The sequence below is a fragment of the Ruminococcus sp. RTP21204st1_B2_RTP21204_210225 genome, from assembly GCF_040914135.1.
Taxonomy (GTDB): domain Bacteria; phylum Bacillota; class Clostridia; order Oscillospirales; family Ruminococcaceae; genus Hominimerdicola; species Hominimerdicola aceti.
Map to the genome: position 1 here is coordinate 24568 of NZ_JBCPGA010000010.1, position 19490 is coordinate 44057.

At 39.8% G+C, this 19490-nt stretch carries 14 protein-coding genes and 1 pseudogene; 8 read left to right on the plus strand and 7 right to left on the minus strand.

Features of this window, described 5'->3' with window-relative positions; genetic code table 11:
- Positions 1-76 precede the first annotated feature (76 nt).
- Both AB5123_RS05650 and AB5123_RS05655 read right to left on the minus strand, forming a co-directional pair.
- Positions 77-2176 (minus strand): heavy metal translocating P-type ATPase, encoded by a 2100-nt coding sequence (locus AB5123_RS05650; protein ID WP_195551289.1) that lies wholly within the window; start codon positions 2174-2176, stop codon positions 77-79.
- Positions 2176-2424 carry a hypothetical protein gene (locus tag AB5123_RS05655; protein ID WP_022288604.1) on the minus strand — a complete coding sequence of 83 codons (249 nt, stop codon included), beginning with the start codon at positions 2422-2424 and terminating at the stop codon, positions 2176-2178. The genes AB5123_RS05650 and AB5123_RS05655 overlap by 1 nt, the downstream gene beginning before the upstream one ends.
- 471 nt (positions 2425-2895) lie before the next feature.
- Here AB5123_RS05655 and AB5123_RS05660 point away from each other — a divergent pair, with 471 nt between their 5' ends.
- Complete coding sequence (locus AB5123_RS05660) at positions 2896-4815, plus strand: bifunctional diguanylate cyclase/phosphodiesterase (RefSeq protein ID WP_337812539.1); 1920 nt, start codon at positions 2896-2898, stop codon at positions 4813-4815.
- Positions 4816-4901: 86 nt separating this feature from the next.
- On the opposite strand, the pseudogene AB5123_RS05665 reads toward AB5123_RS05660, so the two are convergent.
- The 5 genes and pseudogenes from AB5123_RS05665 to AB5123_RS05685 form a co-directional block, all read right to left on the minus strand.
- Positions 4902-6533, minus strand: a pseudogene (locus AB5123_RS05665) (DUF4368 domain-containing protein).
- Between the two features lie 88 nt (positions 6534-6621).
- Entirely contained in the window at positions 6622-6801 is a 180-nt protein-coding gene (locus AB5123_RS05670; protein WP_117924243.1) for a transposon-encoded TnpW family protein, read from the minus strand.
- Between the two features lie 263 nt (positions 6802-7064).
- Positions 7065-7616, minus strand: coding sequence for a hypothetical protein (locus AB5123_RS05675; RefSeq protein ID WP_117924245.1), 552 nt, complete (start codon positions 7614-7616; stop codon positions 7065-7067).
- Position 7617: 1 nt separating this feature from the next.
- The gene (locus AB5123_RS05680) at positions 7618-8442 is read right to left on the minus strand and encodes a hypothetical protein (protein WP_368364606.1); all 825 of its coding nucleotides are present in this window, start codon (positions 8440-8442) and stop codon (positions 7618-7620) included.
- A 929-nt stretch (positions 8443-9371) separates the two neighbouring features.
- Positions 9372-10256 (minus strand): hypothetical protein, encoded by an 885-nt coding sequence (locus tag AB5123_RS05685; RefSeq protein ID WP_117924251.1) that lies wholly within the window; start codon positions 10254-10256, stop codon positions 9372-9374.
- A 253-nt stretch (positions 10257-10509) separates the two neighbouring features.
- Between AB5123_RS05685 and AB5123_RS05690 the strand changes: the two genes are divergently transcribed.
- The 7 genes from AB5123_RS05690 to AB5123_RS05720 all read left to right on the plus strand — a co-directional run bounded on the left by AB5123_RS05690 (position 10510) and on the right by AB5123_RS05720 (position 19462).
- Positions 10510-10719: a hypothetical protein gene (locus AB5123_RS05690; protein WP_117924253.1), complete on the plus strand. Its 210-nt coding sequence runs from the start codon at positions 10510-10512 to the stop codon at positions 10717-10719.
- A 12-nt stretch (positions 10720-10731) separates the two neighbouring features.
- Positions 10732-11061, plus strand: a complete 330-nt coding sequence (locus AB5123_RS05695) for a single-stranded DNA-binding protein (RefSeq protein ID WP_117924255.1) — start codon at positions 10732-10734, stop codon at positions 11059-11061.
- Positions 11062-11330: 269 nt separating this feature from the next.
- Positions 11331-11528 (plus strand): helix-turn-helix domain-containing protein, encoded by a 198-nt coding sequence (locus AB5123_RS05700; RefSeq protein WP_117924257.1) that lies wholly within the window; start codon positions 11331-11333, stop codon positions 11526-11528.
- A 36-nt stretch (positions 11529-11564) separates the two neighbouring features.
- Positions 11565-14297, plus strand: coding sequence for a type I restriction-modification system subunit M (locus AB5123_RS05705; protein ID WP_242998279.1), 2733 nt, complete (start codon positions 11565-11567; stop codon positions 14295-14297).
- Positions 14287-15576: a restriction endonuclease subunit S gene (locus tag AB5123_RS05710; RefSeq protein WP_117924259.1), complete on the plus strand. Its 1290-nt coding sequence runs from the start codon at positions 14287-14289 to the stop codon at positions 15574-15576. Before AB5123_RS05705 ends, AB5123_RS05710 begins: the two co-directional genes overlap by 11 nt.
- Positions 15577-15607: 31 nt before the next feature.
- Entirely contained in the window at positions 15608-18748 is a 3141-nt protein-coding gene (locus AB5123_RS05715; RefSeq protein ID WP_117924261.1) for a type I restriction endonuclease subunit R, read from the plus strand.
- Positions 18749-18751: 3 nt separating this feature from the next.
- The gene (locus AB5123_RS05720) at positions 18752-19462 is read left to right on the plus strand and encodes a M48 family metallopeptidase (RefSeq protein ID WP_117924263.1); all 711 of its coding nucleotides are present in this window, start codon (positions 18752-18754) and stop codon (positions 19460-19462) included.
- Positions 19463-19490: the final 28 nt, after the last annotated feature.

Below are 19490 nucleotides of genomic sequence, written 5' to 3' on the forward strand. Positions count from 1 at the left end.
TAAGAAAAAAGCGTTACATTTATTAAGATGCAAAAAGAGCGAATGACGTTACGATCATTCGCTCTTTATATTTTGTTTACTTGTTTTTCTTTTTGCGCTTTTTATCCTCTAAAGGGGTCATGCTCTTTGCACAGATCGCCATTGTTGAAGCGTTGTGCAAAAGCGCTGAGGCTGACGGCTGTAAAAGCCCGAAAGCTCCTGACAGCAGAAGCACTGAATTGAACAGAAGTATAAATCTGTAGTTACTGTTTATTCGGTGCATCAGCTTTTCGCTAAGCTGTCTTATAGCCGCAAGCTGTGTAAGGTCTGCACCACGAACTGTGATATCGGCAGTTTCCTTTGCGATATCGGAAGCATCGCTCATTGCAACAGAAACGTTCGCCGCCGCAAGGGCTGGAGCGTCGTTTATTCCGTCGCCTACCATTATTACTCTGTGTCCATGCTCTTTGAGCTGTTGAACATATCTGTGCTTGTCCTCAGGAAGAACCTGCGCCCTGAAATCTGATATGCCAAGCTTCTGTGCAGTTATCTCGGCAGCCTTTGCGCTGTCGCCTGTGAGCATCACGATATTTGTGATGCCTGCTTCTTTGAGCTGTTTAACAGCTTCCTCAGCTTCAGGTCTTGGCGGGTCGCTTATGCAGAGCGCACCTGTGAGCTTGTCGCCTACAGCAAGATAAACTACCGAGCATGCTCCCGACTTTTCGTCGATCTCAGCCTGCTGTTCGTCTGTTATCTCTATGCCCTCGTCCTCGCAGACAAAATGCCTGCTTCCTATGATAGCACGTTTGCCGTGAAGCGTTGTTGAAATTCCGTGGGCAACTATATACTGCACCTCAGCGTGTTCCTCGGCATGGTCGATATCTCTATCGGCCGCACCCTTTACTATAGCTCTCGCTACGCTGTGAGGGAAGTGCTCTTCAAGGCAAGCCGCAATTTTCAGCGTTTCCGCCTCGGAGTAATCCCCGAGGGCTATTACCTTTTCAAGCACAGGCTCAGCGTTTGTAAGAGTGCCGGTCTTGTCAAAAACGATAGAATCGGCAAGTGCGTATTCTTCAAGATATTTTCCGCCCTTTACCGTAACGTCATCATCAGCGGCTTCTTTAATAGCGGATATAACGGCTATAGGTGTTGAAAGCTTGATAGCGCAGGAATAGTCCACCATAAGAACGGAAACTGCTTTTGTGACATTTCTAGTAAACAGCAGTGTAAGACCAAAGGCAAGGAAGCTGTACGGCACGATAGAGTCCGCAAGACGCTCCGCTTTGCTCTGCACCCCTGCTTTAAGGTTTTCTGAATTGTCGATAAGCTCGATTATCTTGCTTATCTTTGTGTCGGAAGAAAGCTTGCGAACTTTTATCACAACTGAGCCTTCCTCGACAACTGTTCCCGCAAATACGCTTGCTCCTGCGCTCTTCATGACCGCAAGAGGCTCGCCTGTCATGGAAGCTTCATTTATGTAAGCTTCGCCCTCGGTTATCTGACCGTCAACAGGAATAACGCTTCCTGTGCGAACTCTAATGCAATCGTCCACCTGAAGCTGTGACATTGGTATAAGAGTATCAGCGTCCTTGCCTGCCAGCCATACCTGATCTGCCTTTATCGCCAAGCTGTCAGTAAGAGCGGCTCTTGTTCTCGCTCTTGTGTAATCCTCCAGCAAGCCTGATACAGAAAGCAGGAACATGACAGTGCCAGCCGTATTGTAATTTTTCTGGATAAGACAAGCGCTTATTGACGCTCCGTCAAGCACCTCAACTGTAAGCTTGCCGTCAAACAGTGCGCTTACGCCCTTTGCTATGTATTTAAGTCCGCTGTACACGATAAGTGCTGCGCCTATAGGTGCAGGCAGAATAGCTTTTCTTATATATCTTTGCATCACAAGCTTTGCAAGGTCAGATTTGAATGTTCTGTCTATCTCCTCGGTGTCATACTGATTGTCGCTGACAGGTGCCAGGTAGCTTCCTCTGAGCTTTCTTACAAGTTCGACAGCTTCGGCTCTGTGATCCTCTTTATAGCGTATAAGTATTCCACCGTTCTCATAGTGAGCCTCGCAGGCGATCGCCCACGGGTTTGACATAACAAGCTTATGTATCGACCGTTCAAGTTCTTTTGTGAAAGCGTTGCTACCACAGCGAAAACGTATGCGGCAGGGCTTGTCATAAACGATCTGAGCTTTCATTATTCAGTTACTTCTTCCTCGTCATCTATCCCTGCCTCGACCTTAGCGTCATAGCAGATGTCAGATGCTTCGTCTTTCATGCTTCTCAGTGCTGACTGAGCGTCACTCTTGAGCTTCATTCCCTTTGCAAGACCTGTAACGGCAAGCTCTCTTGTTTTCTTAGCCTTTACGACTTTCTTGCCAAGAATGACTGCGGCTGCTCCGCCTACTGCACACCAGAATTTCTCGTCTTTAAAACATTTTAACATAATATTACCTCCTGTTTTGTTTTTAGATATTAGTAAGAACTAATTATTTCGGCATATACAGAAACTCTGCCAAAATACGAGCATATAACAAGTCCTCTGACAGGATCTTTACCGTGATTTCAGTATAACTCTATATTGTTTATTAGTCAAGTCAAACCGACAAATTTAAAAATTATTTAAAACTATGTATAATCTTTTGCCGTAAGTTAAATTATCATCGTTTTTCTAACTTTTCATTTTTGGGTGAAGCTTTAGGACAATGTTAAAATGTTTATGATATCTTATCAGTAAACCGCAAGAATGAACATTACAACGAATAGATAATAATTGACAAAAACCATAAATTCGGGCTTTTATTTATATGTAAGTTATGCACACAACCAAAAATATTATAACTTTTTGTTAAATCGGTTGAAGCCATAACAGAGTTATGTTAAAATATTATCATAACAATACGGGGAGGTCTGCGTTGTGGGTTATATTATCCATTATGATATATGTGCCCTTGTGATATATGCTATCACAGGAGTTGTATTCTATTTCAAAAAGCGTATTCCGTGCAATAAGAATAAGGTCTTTGGCATTCTCGTGGGCGACTCGGCTTTGTCAACTGTGTTGGATATTTTAAGTGTGTTTTCTACCGGCGAATGGGGCATAGGGCTTAAAATCTTCTTCCATACGGCTTATTATTTTACACATAATCTTATTCCGTTTCTATTTGTGATCTATATACTTTTCCTGACGGACGGCTATAAAGAGATGTCGGCTCTTTTCAAAAGCTTTTTATATACACCGATGATCGTTGACCTTTTGCTTGTGATTACGACGCCTGTAACACATTTTATAATCTATGTGGATAGTCAAGGTGGTTATCATCGTGGCACTCTTCAGCCATTTACATACATTGTGGCGATTTATTATCTTATATTTGGCATCGTTTACGCAATGGGTAACAGAAGTATGCTATCAAGACAGGTGGTCACTTCTATAACAGCCTTTATCTCAATGACGGTAGTGGCGGTAATTGTTCAGATGATCAATAAACACCTTCTTGTGGAGTGCTTTGCGGCATCTGTATGTATGCTTCTAATAATGTTCACTTTGCAAAGTCAGGACGATATGATAGACCAAGGAACGAAAATGCTCAACTGGAGCAGCTTTGTCAATAGGTGTTCCATAAAATATGCCTCAGCTTCTGATTTTACATTATTGCTCATAAGGATACCGGATTTCAAAATGTTTATGAAAACCTTTGGCGGACGTTTTTCCAACTCTCTGTTAAGAAGCTTTTCCGACTATCTTTATAACTTTGTTAATCTGGGCGATGGATTTTATTTGGAGGACGAATGCTTTGCTCTTATGTTTCCGAAGAATTCTGAAAAGGTGGGGGAAACGTATCGTGCGATAAGGAAAAAGCTGTCTGAAAACTGGAATATAGGTACTGTGGATACTTTGATAACAGCCTGCTTTATGCGTATTGACTGCCCTGAGGACGTTGACAATGCAGATATGCTGGTGGACTTTATCGAGCAGTTCAAGCATCGTGAACCTGAAACGGAAAGACTTCTTCATGCAACTGACATAAACTTTTATGACAGCAAACGTCGAAGCGAGGTAGAGAATGCTATAGACAAGGCTCTGGATAATCGTGGCTTTGAGGTATACTATCAGCCGATATATTCAAGTTCAAGAAACAAGATAGTTTCCTGTGAAGCCCTTGTTAGGCTTAAGGATGAAAAGCTTGGATTTATCCCTCCACAGGAATTTATTCCTATAGCTGAGGAAAACGGCAAGATACTCAAAATAGGCAAATATGTTTTCGAGGAAGCCTGCCGCTTTATAAAGAAAGGCGTGGGAACTTCACTTGGTATCGAATATGTGCAGGTAAACCTGTCGGTAGTCCAGTGTATGCAATCTGACCTTGTAGAGCAGCTTCTCAGCATTATGGACAGATACAAGGTAGACCCATCGTCTATTTGTCTTGAAGTAACGGAAACTGCGGCGGTGTATACTCCGCACATTATGGAGAAAAACATCAAGACCCTTTCCGACTATGGTGTGAAGTTTGCACTTGACGATTATGGTACGGGATATTCAAATATGACATATCTTCTCAGCCTGCCTTTCAGGTTTATCAAGCTTGAAAAGGAAATAGTCTGGGAATGTTTCAAGAGCGAAAAGGCGCATATCGCCATTGAAAGTACAGTGGCGATGATAAAGAAGCTCAATATGCAGATAGTCGCCGAGGGTATCGAGGACAAGCACCAACTCGACACGCTTCTTGGCATGGGCTGTGATTTCATTCAGGGATACTACTTCTCAAAGCCTGTTCCTGAAAAAGATTTTATTGAGGTGCTTAAAAAGAATAATACTCAGGCTGTGACGGTTTAAGCAGTCTGATGAAAAAAGCCCTGACTTCGGTCGGGGCGCATAAAGCAGTTTATGTGATTTGAAGATAAGGTTGCGTAACATCGCAGTTACGCAGCCTTTCTCTTTTTGTCGTACTTCATACTGTCAGCGACCGCAGTCGATACTGCGACATCGAAGCGATAATAAATGTCGATCTGCTGTGTGCGGTGACCGCTGCTCTTATCAGGAGCATGAATAACGATTTTTTCGATAAGCTCATGCATAATCTCGGGAGTAAGTTCCGTGATATGCTCATACTTCTGCACTACCTTTATAAAGGAGTTCACATCAGCACATTTCTGCTCTGCTGTTTCAATAAAAGCAGTAAGTTCTGATGCTTACGCTTTCAATTTCTTCTGCTCGTCCTCATATCCTGCGGACAATACAGCAAAACGCTCGTCAGAAATCTTTCCTGAAATATTATCCTCATAGAGTCTTGCGAAAAGCCTGTCAAGTTCAGCAATACGCTTTTCAGCCTGATTGAGAGCTTTCTTTGCCTTAAAAACATCAGAGGAATGCTTTGACGCAGAGTTGTCCATGGCTGTCTGCACAAACTCAGCTTCATTGTCTTTGACATTATCAAGGAGCTTGTTCAGTGCATTCAGAACCAACTCTTTCAGCACAACAGTCCTGATATAATGTGCTGAACATCTATCCTTATCAGCTGAATGAGTAGAGCATTTCAGATGTTCCTGATCTTCGGTCATGGTTGTCGCTCGGCACAGATACAGCTTCTTTCCGCAGTCGGCACAGTAATAGATACCTAAAAACGGATTTACAGTTTCCTGCTTCTGATTTCTGCGCTTATTCTTACGCATCTCCTGAACAAGCTCAAACTCCTGCTGTGTGACGATAGGCTCATGGGTATTCTCAAAGATGAGCCAGTCTTCTTTTGGATTTTCAATCTTACGCTTGTTCTTGTAGTACTTGCGGCGTGTACGGAAATTCACCGTATGACCGATGTATTCAGAGTGCTCTAAAATGTCAATGACAGTTTCAGTACACCAGCGGTCAAGCCTTGAATTCTTGTTAGCCGGGTTTCTTCCCTGCGATATAGCGTAAGCCGTTGGATTGGGAATACCTTTCTCCGTTAACTTACGGTCAATCTGAATCGGACCGTAGCCGCTGATGCAGGGCTTGTATATTTTGCGGACAACCGCTGCAGGCTCATCATCAATGATCCACTTGTGCTTATCTTCCTCAGATGCCTTGTGCCCGTAAATAGGCAGAGAAAGCGGTTTGCCCGACTGACCCTTTGCCTTGAATACAGCATGGATCTTCTTCGACGTATCCCTGGCATACCAGTCATTAAAAATGTTCTTGAAAGCCATCGGCTCATTCTCGCTCTTGAGAGTATCCACGTTATCATTGATAGCGATATAGCGGACATCATAGTCAGGGAATATGATCTCAATGTACTCACCGGTTTTCAAGTAGTCTCTGCCGAGTCTGCTCAAATCTTTGGTAATGATCGTTCCCGCTTTGCCTGCTTCAACATCTGCCATCATCGCCTTGAAGCCGTCTCGCTCAAACGTTGTTCCCGAAACTCCGTCATCAACGTAGTAAACGGGATTGCTGAAACCGTTATCCTCCGCATACTTTTTGAGGATAGCTTTTTGATTGGTGATGCTGTTGCTCTCACCCTGTAACATATCGTCCTGCGAAAGACGACAATACAACGCTGTTATCTTGTCTGTCATATTAATCTTCCTTCCCGACAGATAAAGCGAGCTATGTTATCATTATAGCGCAATATACCGTCAATGGCAATGCGCCGAAATGCTAATATTACACAGCCTGCTTCTCAGGTTCTTGTCCGGATTCACCGAGCATTTCTTCGCACTCACGGTCTATCAGCCTTTGCAAAATATCCGCAAGTCGTTCCTTTGAAGCAGGGTTGAATACTAACTTCACGATGTAAGTTGTTCGCCCAATCTTGTACTCTGACACGTTGTTATCTTTTTTCATAGCGATCTTTCCTTTGCATTTATATCTCTAAGCATTGGTGAGGGCATCGCTTTATCTCTCTTACCCTCTATGCAGCCACAAGGTCGGTACTTCTTCCTTTCGACCGACCGAGTATTTTGCGACTATAAATATTATAGCGCGCAATGAGGGCGATTGTCCAGCCGCATTGCGCACGAACTTTGGAATGATTTTCGGTTTTCCCCGGTGCAATTTATACTGAAAATGCAAAGAAGCAGCCTAAAAAGACTGCTTCAGATATGGTTTTATTTCTTTTTCTTATCACAGTATATGATAAATGTTCTTTTAGTTATCATCAATAAAAGCATAATTGTGATAAATGAAATGCTGTAAATAATAGCAGATACTAAATTGCGAACGCATTCTGAGTCTTCATTAATATTTAGTAAGATTATAGATGCTATTGCATTAATCAATGATAGAATATTTGAAGTTAGCACTGAAACAAAAGTCTCCTCAGTTACTTGCTTTTCAAGCTCATTTTTACTATCAATCTTTCCTACAAGAACAGCTGCAAACCCGAATAGCACTGTAAAAACAAAGGCATACACGGTAGTCAAAACACTGGCGACACTATTGGATATATCATATCCCAATATAAAAACAAGTAGTATAGCTAATACTATTGGGGCAACTATAAAGCAGACTAAATCCCATACTGATATCTTTTCATTTTTAGCATTTTTAAAAACCGAAAGCTGTTTTATGAGGATTTTTATTATATTGACTTTGGGATTTAAGAATAGCATACATATTAAAATAACAATAACAGATATACTTGCTATTTTTTCAAGCATATTAAATCACCTCTGAATCTGTAATCATATTATAATATTCATCAACTGATATGTATAATTCACGAACAAAATCTTTCGATTTACTATATGCATTATATAGTTTTTCTGAAATATCATAAGTGCCCATCATAGATTCAAATTCATTCCATTTAATTTTCCTTCGCCTATTTCCTATTTTAACATTAACTTCAGCGTCATTGTATTCTTTTGAATCATTAATTTCTGCCTTTATTAATGCAAAAGCTTCATTTGAAGGAATTCTGCGTAATTGAAAATCTCTAAAAATCCGCATGATACTATTATTTTCATTAACACTTAAATTCAATCCTAATTCACGCACCAGATAGCTTTTCTTATGTTTACCTATATTATCAGCAACATCTGATGAGATTACATCTTTTTTATACTGAAGAGTAATCTTTGTTGGAGTGGCATCGATAACTGAATTGCTCATAGGCATAATTAATTCCATCTCAAGTTTAATACCTCGAGATTTGATTGCTTTATTTGCGGTTTCAAGGAAAACGCTCTTACATCCCGATCCATTCTGTCTATGGAAGATAGCAATAATTGAATCAGATTTTTGATAAAAAAACACATGATGGTTATATAAAGCCGCCGTATCCGATCCATAATTATATCTTTTCTTTGTATGTATTTTAACAACTGTAACAGGCTGTCCTTGTTTTCCAGCACTCATAATTATATGCCATTTACAAATATCGTTTTGCTCTGAATAATCTATATTATCTTGAGATAAAGAAATTGCTCTATGAGAACTTTCGCCCACAGCAATATCCTTAGTATACTCTGTGTAGTCATTCAAAAATTCCAAGAAGGAATAATCTGGTTTTTATCATCTTTTATGGCATTTCTCTGTTCGCCTATTAATGGATTATTACGCTGCAAAAATCTAAATGAGCATTTATACGCCGTGAGTGTATCTATCATTTCCGTTATACCTCCAAATAAAACCATATACCTATGTACATATTATAGCATTTTGTCTTATTATTTGCAATATCTAAACTACACATTATTTATTAAATGTCATCCAAGCGCTAATTTCTATACGGCTATCAATTTCGATTGAAGTCAAATCCAGCAAGCACGGCATCCCTGCATTACAAATTTCAAATTTGAATGCTGGATACATAGCTTGACAGGGGTTCTACCCCTATGCCCCGAACGATAATAGATGAAGATCTGATACAAAATTATTGACCACAAGTGAGCAAAAACACCGAGCCTGATGACTCGGATACAGAGAAGTACCAAGGGGGCATAATCAATCCCAGCAAGCTCGGTATCTCCGCATTACAAATTTTCAGATTTGAATGCTCCGATACATAGCTTGACAGGAGCTCTGCTCCTATGACCCCGACCGAGATTTTTACAAGAACTGATGCTATCCCTTGAACCACAAGTGAGCAAAAATACCGAGCCTGATGGCTCGGAAACAGAGATGCCCCCAAGGGACAAAATTCAACCTCAGCAAGCACGGTATATCGTTCCCACAAGTTTCGTGAGAAACGACATACAATGCTTGCTGAGGGATGCCCCCAATCCCCCGAATCTAAGCAGAAAAAATGCATCGAATAATCCACTCTACGGAGCGTGGATTGACGTGACTTCCGCACGGGTTTATAATAAAAACATCAGCAGAAACATCGAGGAGTGGGAGGAGAAAGAATCTTTATAAACAAAGCTAAAAAGAACAATATCCAAATAATATCTTTTCAATATTAGGATGGTTTAATTCAGCTTTTTCAGAACTACTTTGCCAAATAAATCTCTTGCGTTTTTGGTATAGCATATGAAATCTTTACCGGTTGCATTGACTGGTGCTCCGTCTTTTCCACTTACGCTGATACTTGAAAGATTATCGAGATGTATTGTTTTTCCTCGTTTTATACTTTTTAATCGTTCATCAAGAATAATCGCTCTTAATTCACATTGATGTGAATAATTTGCTTTATCCTTGAAAAATATCTCAATATGTTTATCAATAGCATCATTAAAGTTAAAACCGTATTTTTCATATAGCTTATCTTTAAATATGTCGAATTCGGTATCCATATCAATATAAGTAACTTTTTGATAGAATAATCCTTTATTTTTAAATTCGTTCAATACTTTTCGAGGCTGTATCGTTACAGCATCTATTTTGTCTGAGTCGATAGAAAACTCCGACAAATATTTATCAGATATTCCAAGCGGGAATTTATCAACAGTTATTTCTTCTGCATCTCCACAATTGTTTATGATTTCCTCGATTCGAGCCTTTTCTTTTTCAGGGAAAAACTCTATTGATGTATTATTATCCAAACTATAAAAACAAATTGCTGGAATATATAAGGAAGATATTCTTCTTAATAATACATAATCTCCTTCTTGTTCGATTTTTAAATCTTTTTTAAAAAGTGTCTTATAATACTTCACTGGCTTTCTACTGTTCTTCCTTTTATATTTGGCAAATACACCTTCATATTTATCTCCTTGTCCTTTTCCAAATCCTTTTTTAGCAATATCTACCCAGTTTCCACAACACGAAAAATAGAAATTTCCTTTAGCAAAATTATCAATATACTCAATTGGCATGATTTTAAATAAAAAATATACATCAACGGTGTTGCTCATATAAAAACCTCCGATAATTCTTTCTAATCAATACATAAATGTCTGCTGATTTAGCATTTACTAGAATTCTTTTCAAATATCATAGCACACATACTCGAAAAAGTCAATTAGCATCACAGCGCAATGCACTGGGGAAAAACATACTTTTGCTGCGCCTTTCACAAGAATTATTACAATCATTCTAATATGCTGGACTCCGGTAGTTTTATCGGATATAATGGATTCACGATAAAAATTATGGAGGTACACAGCTATGTTGAAAACACCAGAATTGGCAATGCCGAGAACAAACAAGGTCACTACCGTATGCAATGGCAAGCGTGAAGTCTGGACGGACTATGAACAGGCTAAGGCATATTTCCTTGAAATAATGATGTCCACGGACGGCGAGGAGCACGACCGAGCAGAGTGCGTATACATTCAGCTTATACACGGGCTTAACGAGTGTTCGGACGAAGATTGAAAGGAGCAGACTATGTTGAATAAGATCATGATGTCATGCAGGCTTCTAAGCGAGCCTGCTGTTACTACCAAAGATGACCCTAAATACTGTAAATTCAGTATCGCCGTTGAGCAGCCTAAGCAGAAAGGCGTTGAGGATGTCGAGAGCGATACTTTCACCTGCCTCGCTTTTGATGATAATGCAAGTGCTGTGAGTTTTCTCTATTCCAAAGGCGGTACGATTACCTTTGTTGGTTCACTCAGGAACACTCCCGATAACACCGCTGTTCTCATCGTGGAGGAACTGCACTTTCAGAATAAGTTTGCTGTTAAGGTGGACGTTAATTCGGAGCAAATTTTCTGATAGTGCAGGTGGTATGCTCTCAGGCGAACGAAAATGGCTCACTGCGGCTGTCAGATACAGCATCCGTTCTGATATCTATAAATACGAAACGAGGCTTTCAGAGTGATTCTGAGAGCCTCGTTCTATACGACAAGAAAAATGCACAATGCATATACATAAACTTAGTATAAATATCACGAAATAACACTAAACCTCTTGTAATTTTCAAACCGATATAGTATAATCATAATGGATTGTTATATATTTCATCTACTACAAGAGGTGATAAAATGGGAAATAGCGCTGTTAATGAAAAATGGATAAGCCTTGAAGAGGCAGCTGAACACTTAGGAATCAAGCCTGTTACTATCCGAAGTTGGATTCGCAATAATAAAGATATCCCTGCCCACAAAATCGGTAAGCAGTGGAAATTCAAACGCTCGGAGCTTGATGCATGGGTAAAAAGCGGCAAAAGTGCTATTGAGTAGGAAATATAGCAACTTAATTGTAAGGAGATTCGTATTATGGCGGTTAAGAAAACGGAATTATATAGTTCACTATGGGCAAGTTGTGATGCACTGCGCGGAGGAATGGATGCATCACAGTATAAGGATTACATACTAACCCTTTTGTTTATGAAGTATGTAACGGATAAGTATAAGGGACATAAATACGGAGATTTGACCGTTTTCGATAAAGAACATGATCCCAATCCTGATCCCGAAAAAAGAATAGGCTGTTCTTTTGATGACTTTATTGCACTCAAGAACAAGAAGAATATTGGCGAAGGTATAGATAAAATCATCGCTCGCCTTGCTGAAGTAAATGACAGTCTAAAAGGTGTAATTGACATCGCACATTTCAATGATGAAGCAAAAATCGGTAAAGGACAGGAAATGGTCGATAAGCTCACAAAGCTTATAGCCATTTTTCAGCGTCCTGAATTGGATTTCTCAAATAATAAAGCTGACGGTGACGATATCATTGGCGATGCTTATGAATACCTTATGAGAAACTTTGCCACCGAAAGCGGTAAAAGTAAGGGGCAGTTCTATACCCCGGCAGAAGTATCACGCATTCTTGCAAAGGTTATAGGCATAGATAAATGTACGGATCATGATGCCACAGTATGTGATCCTGCTTGTGGTAGTGGTTCATTACTTATCAGAGCACTTGCAGAGGTTCCTTTTGAGATATCAGGTTATGGACAGGAAAAAGAGAGTTCGACGGCAGGTCTTGCTAAAATGAATGCCGTTCTTCATAATAAAGCTACTATCAAGATCATGGCAGGTAATACTTTTTCTGATCCTCAGTTTATCAAAAATGAAGATTCTTCCGAACTGGAACGCTTCGACTATATTGTTGCGAATCCCCCTTTTTCTCTTAAAAACTGGTCAGATGGTTTGAAGGAGTATGGAAGGTTCTCCGGTTATGGAGATAGACCACCTGAGAAAAACGGCGACTATGCCTGGTTGATGCACATATTAAAAACGCTGAAATCTACGGGTAAAGCTGCTGTCATTCTCCCTCATGGTGTTCTGTTCCGTGGAAATGCTGAAGGTACTATTCGTCAGGCTATCGTTGATAAGGGCTGGATCAAAGGCATTATCAGTCTGCCGCCTAACCTGTTTTACGGTACGGGAATACCTGCTTGTATTATTATAATCGATAAAGAGGGTGCTGAAAACCGTTCCGGAATCTTTATGATAGATGCAGGAAAGGGATTTGTTAAGGACGGAAACAAGAACAGACTGCGTGAACAGGATATCTATCGCATAGTCACTACATTCAATGAGCAGATTACAGATGATCCTAAATATGCTCGCTTTGTTCCCAATAAGGAGATCAAAGAGAAGAATGGCTATAACCTGAATATTTCCCGTTATATAGATTCTTCCGAGCCTGAGGATATTCAGGATATTTATGCTCATATTCACGGCGGTATCCCTGCTGTGGATATAGATGCACTGAGTAAATACTGGGATGCATTCCCGACGCTGAAAGATGAGTTGCTCAGTTCGCTTAGTGATGGCTATTATAAGCTGAATGTGGAAGAAAACGACATTCGCAGAATGATATATGCTAATGGTGAATTCTCGGCATATGGGGATCTTATCGACAAGGCATTCACAGACTGGAAATCTTTTGCAGATACAAAGTTGAAAAAACTTGATAGCTCCGTTTCTGCCAAAATTCTCATATCCGAGTTGGCAGAGAATATAATGAAAGCATTTGAAGATATCTTGCTTATCAACAAGTATGATATTTACCAGATACTTCTTGCATACTGGAACGAAGTGCTTAATGACGATGTTTCTTTGATAATCTCGGATGATAAGGGCTATGAAATTGCAAGAGAGACCGAGAACATCATGAAGGAGACAAAGAAAACCGATGCTGACGGCAACCCTGAGCTAAAGGTTGCAGGCTGGGAAGGTAAGCTTATTCCGAAGAAAATAGTTATCTCAGAGCTATTCCCCGAGGAGAAAAAGGCGATAGATGACCTTATGGATATTGTCGCAGAGACCGATTCAAGACTCATGGCAATGATCGAGAAATCGGCAGAAGACTCGGCATTATCGGAACTTGCAGAGGGTGGAAAAGTCAAGAGCAAGGACATTCAGGAGAAAATCGACAAGATCATGGAAAATGTCCATACTCCGCTTATTGACAGCCTTGTAACGCTTTTGAATCTTCTTCCGTCAATGAAAAAGAAGGAATATACACAGTATATCGACAAGCACGCTGAACTGGAAGTTGCGTATACCGATAAAGGAACAGTAACCAAAACATCCATAAATAATGCTTTAAGTGCAGCCCGTGCAGAAGCGCCTGCACCTGCTGCATACGCCGATGACTATGAAGAGTTAAAGAAAGCGTTTGAGCTTGCACAAAGGTCTGAGGAGTCTACAAAGCTTATAAAAGAAATGGATAAGGCACTTGATGAAAAGGCTCGTGAGAGATATGCGTCACTTACCGATGATGAGATCAAGGAACTGCTTGTAGACAAGAAGTGGTATTATGCCATAGGCAAGGGAATAATTGATCTGTACACAGCAATTTCTCATAAGCTTGCCGAGCGTATCACTGAGCTTTCAAAAAGATATAAGCTTACACTTACAGACCTTGACGGTCAGATAAACGAAGCAGAATCATCACTGTCAGATATGCTTGGTGAATTAACAGGCAATGATTATGATATGAAAGCTTTTGCAGAGTTAATAGAATTGCTCGGAGGTTCAAACGATGTCGAATAATAACAAAACTCCGGCGATAAGATTCAAAGGATTTACTGACACTTGGGAACAGCGTGGGTTTAGTTCAGTATTTGAAATACTTCAAAATAACACACTTTCAAGAGCCGATTTGTGTGATGAAAGCGGACTTGCACAGAACATTCACTATGGCGATGTGCTTATAAAATATGGCGAGGTTCTTGATGTTGGAAATGAGCCGTTAGCATATATAAATTCTGATAAAATTGTAACAGCTATGAAGAACTCCTATCTTCAAAATGGTGATGTTATTATTGCTGACACAGCAGAAGATGCGACAGTAGGAAAATGCAGTGAAATAGCCAATTTAGGCGATAAAACAGTTCTTTCGGGTTTGCATACAATTCCAGTAAGACCAAAGGAAGAATATGCTTCTGGATACCTTGGATATTACTTAAATTCAAATTCCTATCACGATACATTGATACCTTTAATGCAGGGAACAAAAGTAACCTCAATTTCAAAATCTGCATTACAAGGAACGAGTATTTCGTATCCAAAATCGCTTGATGAACAAGCAGAAATTTCAGCATATTTTCAGAACCTCGACAACCTCATCACCCTTCATCAGCGTAAGTGTGACAAGTTGATTCAATTCAAAGCGGCTATGCTGAAAAAAATGTTTCCCCAAAATGGTGCTGATAAGCCTGAACTAAGATTCAAAGGATTTACTGACGCTTGGGAACAACGTAAGTTGGGTGAGCTGATGGAAATAACATCTGTAAAACGAATTCATCAGTCCGATTGGACAGATTCAGGTGTAAGATTTTTAAGAGCAAGAGATATTGTAGCAGTATCAAAAAACGAAGAAGTTTCTGAACCGTTATTTATATCACAAGAGAAATATGATGAGTACAGTGCTTTATCGGGCAAAGTGAAAATTGGTGATTTGCTTGTAACGGGTGTTGGAACAATAGGCGTTCCAATGTTGATAAACAACGAAGAACCGCTATACTTCAAGGATGGAAATATTATTTGGTTCAAAAATGAAGATAGAATAGATGGCGAATTTTTCTATCATTCTTTTAACGGTAGTTTCATTCAGAACTTTATAAAAGAATCTGCTGGAATAGGAACAGTCGGAACTTATACTATCGAAAGCGGGAAAAAGACACCTATTTTATTACCTACTCAAAAAGATGAACAGCAAAAAATCGGAACCTTTTTCTCTCAACTTGACACCCTTATCACCCTTCACCAGCGTAAGTGTGATAAATATAAAAGCATAAAAGCAGGATTGATCAGAAAGTTTTTTCCATGAAATAACAAACACATTAAGGAGGAATGTACGTATGAGTATCGGTGATACCGAGAGAACCACGCAAAATCGTGTAATTGATTTCTTTAAGAACAGAAATATCCTCGATTATAAATATATTGGCAACCTGAAAGACACAGCAAATAAAAATATCCGTGAAGACCGACTTCGTGCGTACCTGCGCCTTAGCGGTTACAGTGAAAGGCTGATAGACGGTGCTGTTGCCGAACTTGTGAAAGCTGCTGATGATATGACACATGGGCTTTATGATGCTAACCATAAGGTCTATACGCTGCTGAAATACGGTGCCAAGGTCAAGGAAACTCCCGAAAGCTCCCCTAAGACGGTTTACTTCATTGATGTTGATAACCCTACAAATAATGATTTTGCAATAGCCGAGGAAGTAACGGTTATTGACCGTCAGGAGAAAAGACCAGATCTTGTTATTTATGTCAACGGCATCGCCATGGCAGTTATAGAGCTGAAAAAGAGCAGCGTGTCCGTTTCAAACGGTATCAGGCAGAACCTTACCAATCAGAAGGACGGCTTTATTGCATCGTTCTTTACCACAGTGCAGTTTTGTATGGCAGGCAATGAAATAGAAGGTCTGCGTTACGGCACTATTCTGACAGGCGAAAAATACTATATGGAATGGAAGCCTGACGGATTCCATGAAAACGAAGACGAGCGTGATCCTGAAGATGCACGTATTATGGAATACTGCGATCATATTGATAACCTCCTGCTTCAGCAGCTGTATCAGATGTTCGATAAGAAACGCTTTATAGACCTCATTGAGAATTTTGTAGTTTTCGATAAGGGCATTAAGAAGGTATGCCGCTATAATCAGTTTTTCGGCATAAAACGTACTCAGAACAGATTAGCAAAACAGCGTGGCGGTATTCTATGGCATACTCAAGGCAGCGGTAAAACGTTGACAATGGTATGGCTGTCAAAATGGATCCTTGCCAATTGTAAAGAAGAAAACTCTCGTGTGCTTATCGTCACCGACCGTGATGAACTGGATGAGCAGATTGAAAAGACATACATTGGTGTTGATGAAAAGATCACCAGAACCAAGAGCTGTGATGATCTGCTCCGTAAGTTGAATTCCTATGACAGTTCACTCTTATGTTCATTGGTGCATAAATTTGGTCGTCGTGGCGGAGAAGCTACTGAATCCGATTATGACAAGTATATTGATGAGTTGAAGAAGTCGCTCCCTGCTGACTTTAAGGCGAAAGGAAAAATCTTTGTCTTTGTTGATGAATGTCACAGAACGCAGTCAGGCAAGCTCCACGCAGCAATGCAGGCAATCATGCCTGATGCGATATTCATCGGTTTTACAGGAACACCGCTTCTGAAAAAAGATAAGAAGACAAGCATAGAAGTGTTTGGCACTTATATTCATACCTATAAGTATAACGAAGCTGTGCGTGACGGTGTTGTGCTTGATCTGAGATATGAATACAGAGATATCCCCCAGGAGCTTAGCGCTCATGACAGAGTTGACCAATGGTTTGACGTTAAAACACGTTCTCTTTCAAGCAGAGCTAAAGCAAAGCTGAAAGAGAAATGGGCAAGTATGCAGAAAATCTATAGTTCCCGTTCAAGGCTTGAACGTGTCGCTTGGGATATAATTCAGGATTTTGATTTGAAGCCTCGCCTAATGGACGGAAATGGAAATGCAATTCTCGTTTCAGATTCGATCTATACTGCTTGCAAGTATTATGAGATCTTCCAGCAGAGAGGTTTCAAGAAGTGTGCGATTATCTCCTCTTACACTCCGCAAGCCGGTGATCTGAGAACTGATACTGTAAGTGCCGATGATGAAACTGAAACTTTTGAAAAATACGAGATATATCTCCGTATGTTAGGACTTGATCCTGATAATCTTCCTGAAAAGCTTTCAATACAGAAAAAAGTCGAGGACTTTGAAAAAGATGTTAAAGATAAGTTTATCAACCAGCCTGCAAACATGAAACTGCTCATTGTGGTTGATAAGCTGCTCACAGGATTTGATGCTCCGCCGTGTACATATCTGTATATTGACAAGAGTATGCAGGATCACGGTTTGTTCCAAGCTATTTGCCGTGTTAACAGACTGGATGGTGACACAAAGGAATTTGGATATATCGTTGATTATAAGCAGCTTTTCGGAGACCTAAAGAATGCTATGGACACCTATACATCAGGTGCATTTGAAAACTATGATCCGGAAGATGTCGATGGACTTATCAAAGATAGAAGCGCTGAAGCAATCAAGCATTTCAATGAAGTGTACGATCAGTTGGAAGAACTATGCGAAGGCGTAGAAGCTCCAAAGGGTGATTTACAGTATATGCATTATTTCTGCGGAGAATCCGGCATGAGCGAAGAAACTGATGAGATCTATTCTCGCCTTAGAGAGAGGCTTTATAAGCTTGTAAGCGGTTTAGTTCGTGCATTTGCAGAAGCCAAGCCATACATGGTTGATATTTATACTGCCAAAGAAGTATCTGCATACGATGAAAAAGTAAAATTCTATGTTGAGCTGAAACAGACAATCGGAAATAAAAGTGGAGACTTCTTGGATTTTAAAGCTTATGAGCCGGATATGCGCAAACTGATCGACAACTATATTACAGCTTCAGATAGCGTTAAAATCGGTGAGTTCGATGATCTAACACTACTTGATTTCGTAGCAGAACAGGGAGAAATCATGACCGAAGAAGATGCCCCCTCAGATAAAAAAGAAGGAGCAGCTGAAGCAATTGAAAATAATATTCGTCGTAAAATGGTAGAAAAAGTTGCGGTCAACCCTAAGTATTATGAAAAGATGTCAACAATACTGGATGAGCTGATTCAAAAAAGAAAGCAAGGCGTTATCTCTTATAAGGAACTCCTTGAGGAACAAATAAAACTTGCTAAAAATGTTGAACATCCGGAACAAAATGAAGACTATCCTGAAAGCATAAGAAAAAGTAAGGCTTTGCAAGCTCTATACGATAATACTGACGGTAATGAAATATTAGCAATCAAACTTCATAATGCTGTTCTTAGCAGTAAAATGAGTGGATTCCGTGGTGATCCTATAAAAGAAAATAGAATAAAGAAAGCTTTATTCATTATTCTTAATGATGATTCTGAAGTCGAAAGATTATTTAAAATCATCGAAAAGCAGGAGGAATACTAATATATGACAATTATGATTTCTGGCATACCTATTGATATCCATAAAAAGAATATCAAGAATATGCATCTTCAGGTCAAGCCTCCTGATGGACACGTCGTTATCTCTGCTCCGTCATCTATTGATGATAAGGTAATAGAAATATATGCCCGAACAAATCTTATTTGGATCAAAAAACAGATTGAAAAGTTTCAACATCAGGCAAGAAGCACTAAACGTCAGTATGTAAGCGGAGAAACGCTTTTCATATGGGGAAAACAATATTATCTATCCTTTCAGCCTAATTCACAAAAGAACGGATTTGAAATAAAAGGAGATAAGGTAATACTCTCTATGCGTGAAGAAAGTACAGTAAAGCAAAGAGAAAACTATGTGCGAGAGCAGTACCGTATCTTACTAAAAGCGGAAATTGAAAGATTACTTCCGAAGTGGGAAAGGCTTACCGAGCTATACTGTGATTCTTGGCAAACCAAATATATGTTAACTCGCTGGGGAACTTGTAATACAGAGAAGAAAAAACTATGGTTTAATTTACAGCTTGCACAGAAACCAATCGAGTGTTTAGAGTATGTAATATTGCATGAACTTCTCCATTTAAAGGAACGTACACATAATTCAGTTTTTATTTCATGTATGGATTTGTACATGAAGGATTGGCGGGCTGTACGAAAAGAACTTAATGATTTAAGACTAGATTATTATAATAAGGTTGAATGATGCGATTGTTTGCCTTAGGCAGAGAAAG

Excerpts from the sequence above, each read along its gene's own strand:
- AB5123_RS05715 (WP_117924261.1), top strand. The coding sequence starts at position 15,608 with ATGAGTATCGGTGATACCGAGAGAACCACGCAAAATCGTGTAATTGAT.
- AB5123_RS05655 (WP_022288604.1), bottom strand. The coding sequence starts at position 2,424 with ATGTTAAAATGTTTTAAAGACGAGAAATTCTGGTGTGCAGTAGGCGGA.
- AB5123_RS05675 (WP_117924245.1), bottom strand. The coding sequence starts at position 7,616 with ATGCTTGAAAAAATAGCAAGTATATCTGTTATTGTTATTTTAATATGT.
- AB5123_RS05710 (WP_117924259.1), top strand. The coding sequence starts at position 14,287 with ATGTCGAATAATAACAAAACTCCGGCGATAAGATTCAAAGGATTTACT.
- AB5123_RS05670 (WP_117924243.1), bottom strand. The coding sequence starts at position 6,801 with ATGAAAAAAGATAACAACGTGTCAGAGTACAAGATTGGGCGAACAACT.
- AB5123_RS05720 (WP_117924263.1), top strand. The coding sequence starts at position 18,752 with ATGACAATTATGATTTCTGGCATACCTATTGATATCCATAAAAAGAAT.
- AB5123_RS05690 (WP_117924253.1), top strand. The coding sequence starts at position 10,510 with ATGTTGAAAACACCAGAATTGGCAATGCCGAGAACAAACAAGGTCACT.
- AB5123_RS05705 (WP_242998279.1), top strand. The coding sequence starts at position 11,565 with ATGGCGGTTAAGAAAACGGAATTATATAGTTCACTATGGGCAAGTTGT.
- AB5123_RS05695 (WP_117924255.1), top strand. The coding sequence starts at position 10,732 with ATGTTGAATAAGATCATGATGTCATGCAGGCTTCTAAGCGAGCCTGCT.
- AB5123_RS05650 (WP_195551289.1), bottom strand. The coding sequence starts at position 2,176 with ATGAAAGCTCAGATCGTTTATGACAAGCCCTGCCGCATACGTTTTCGC.
- AB5123_RS05685 (WP_117924251.1), bottom strand. The coding sequence starts at position 10,256 with ATGAGCAACACCGTTGATGTATATTTTTTATTTAAAATCATGCCAATT.
- AB5123_RS05700 (WP_117924257.1), top strand. The coding sequence starts at position 11,331 with ATGGGAAATAGCGCTGTTAATGAAAAATGGATAAGCCTTGAAGAGGCA.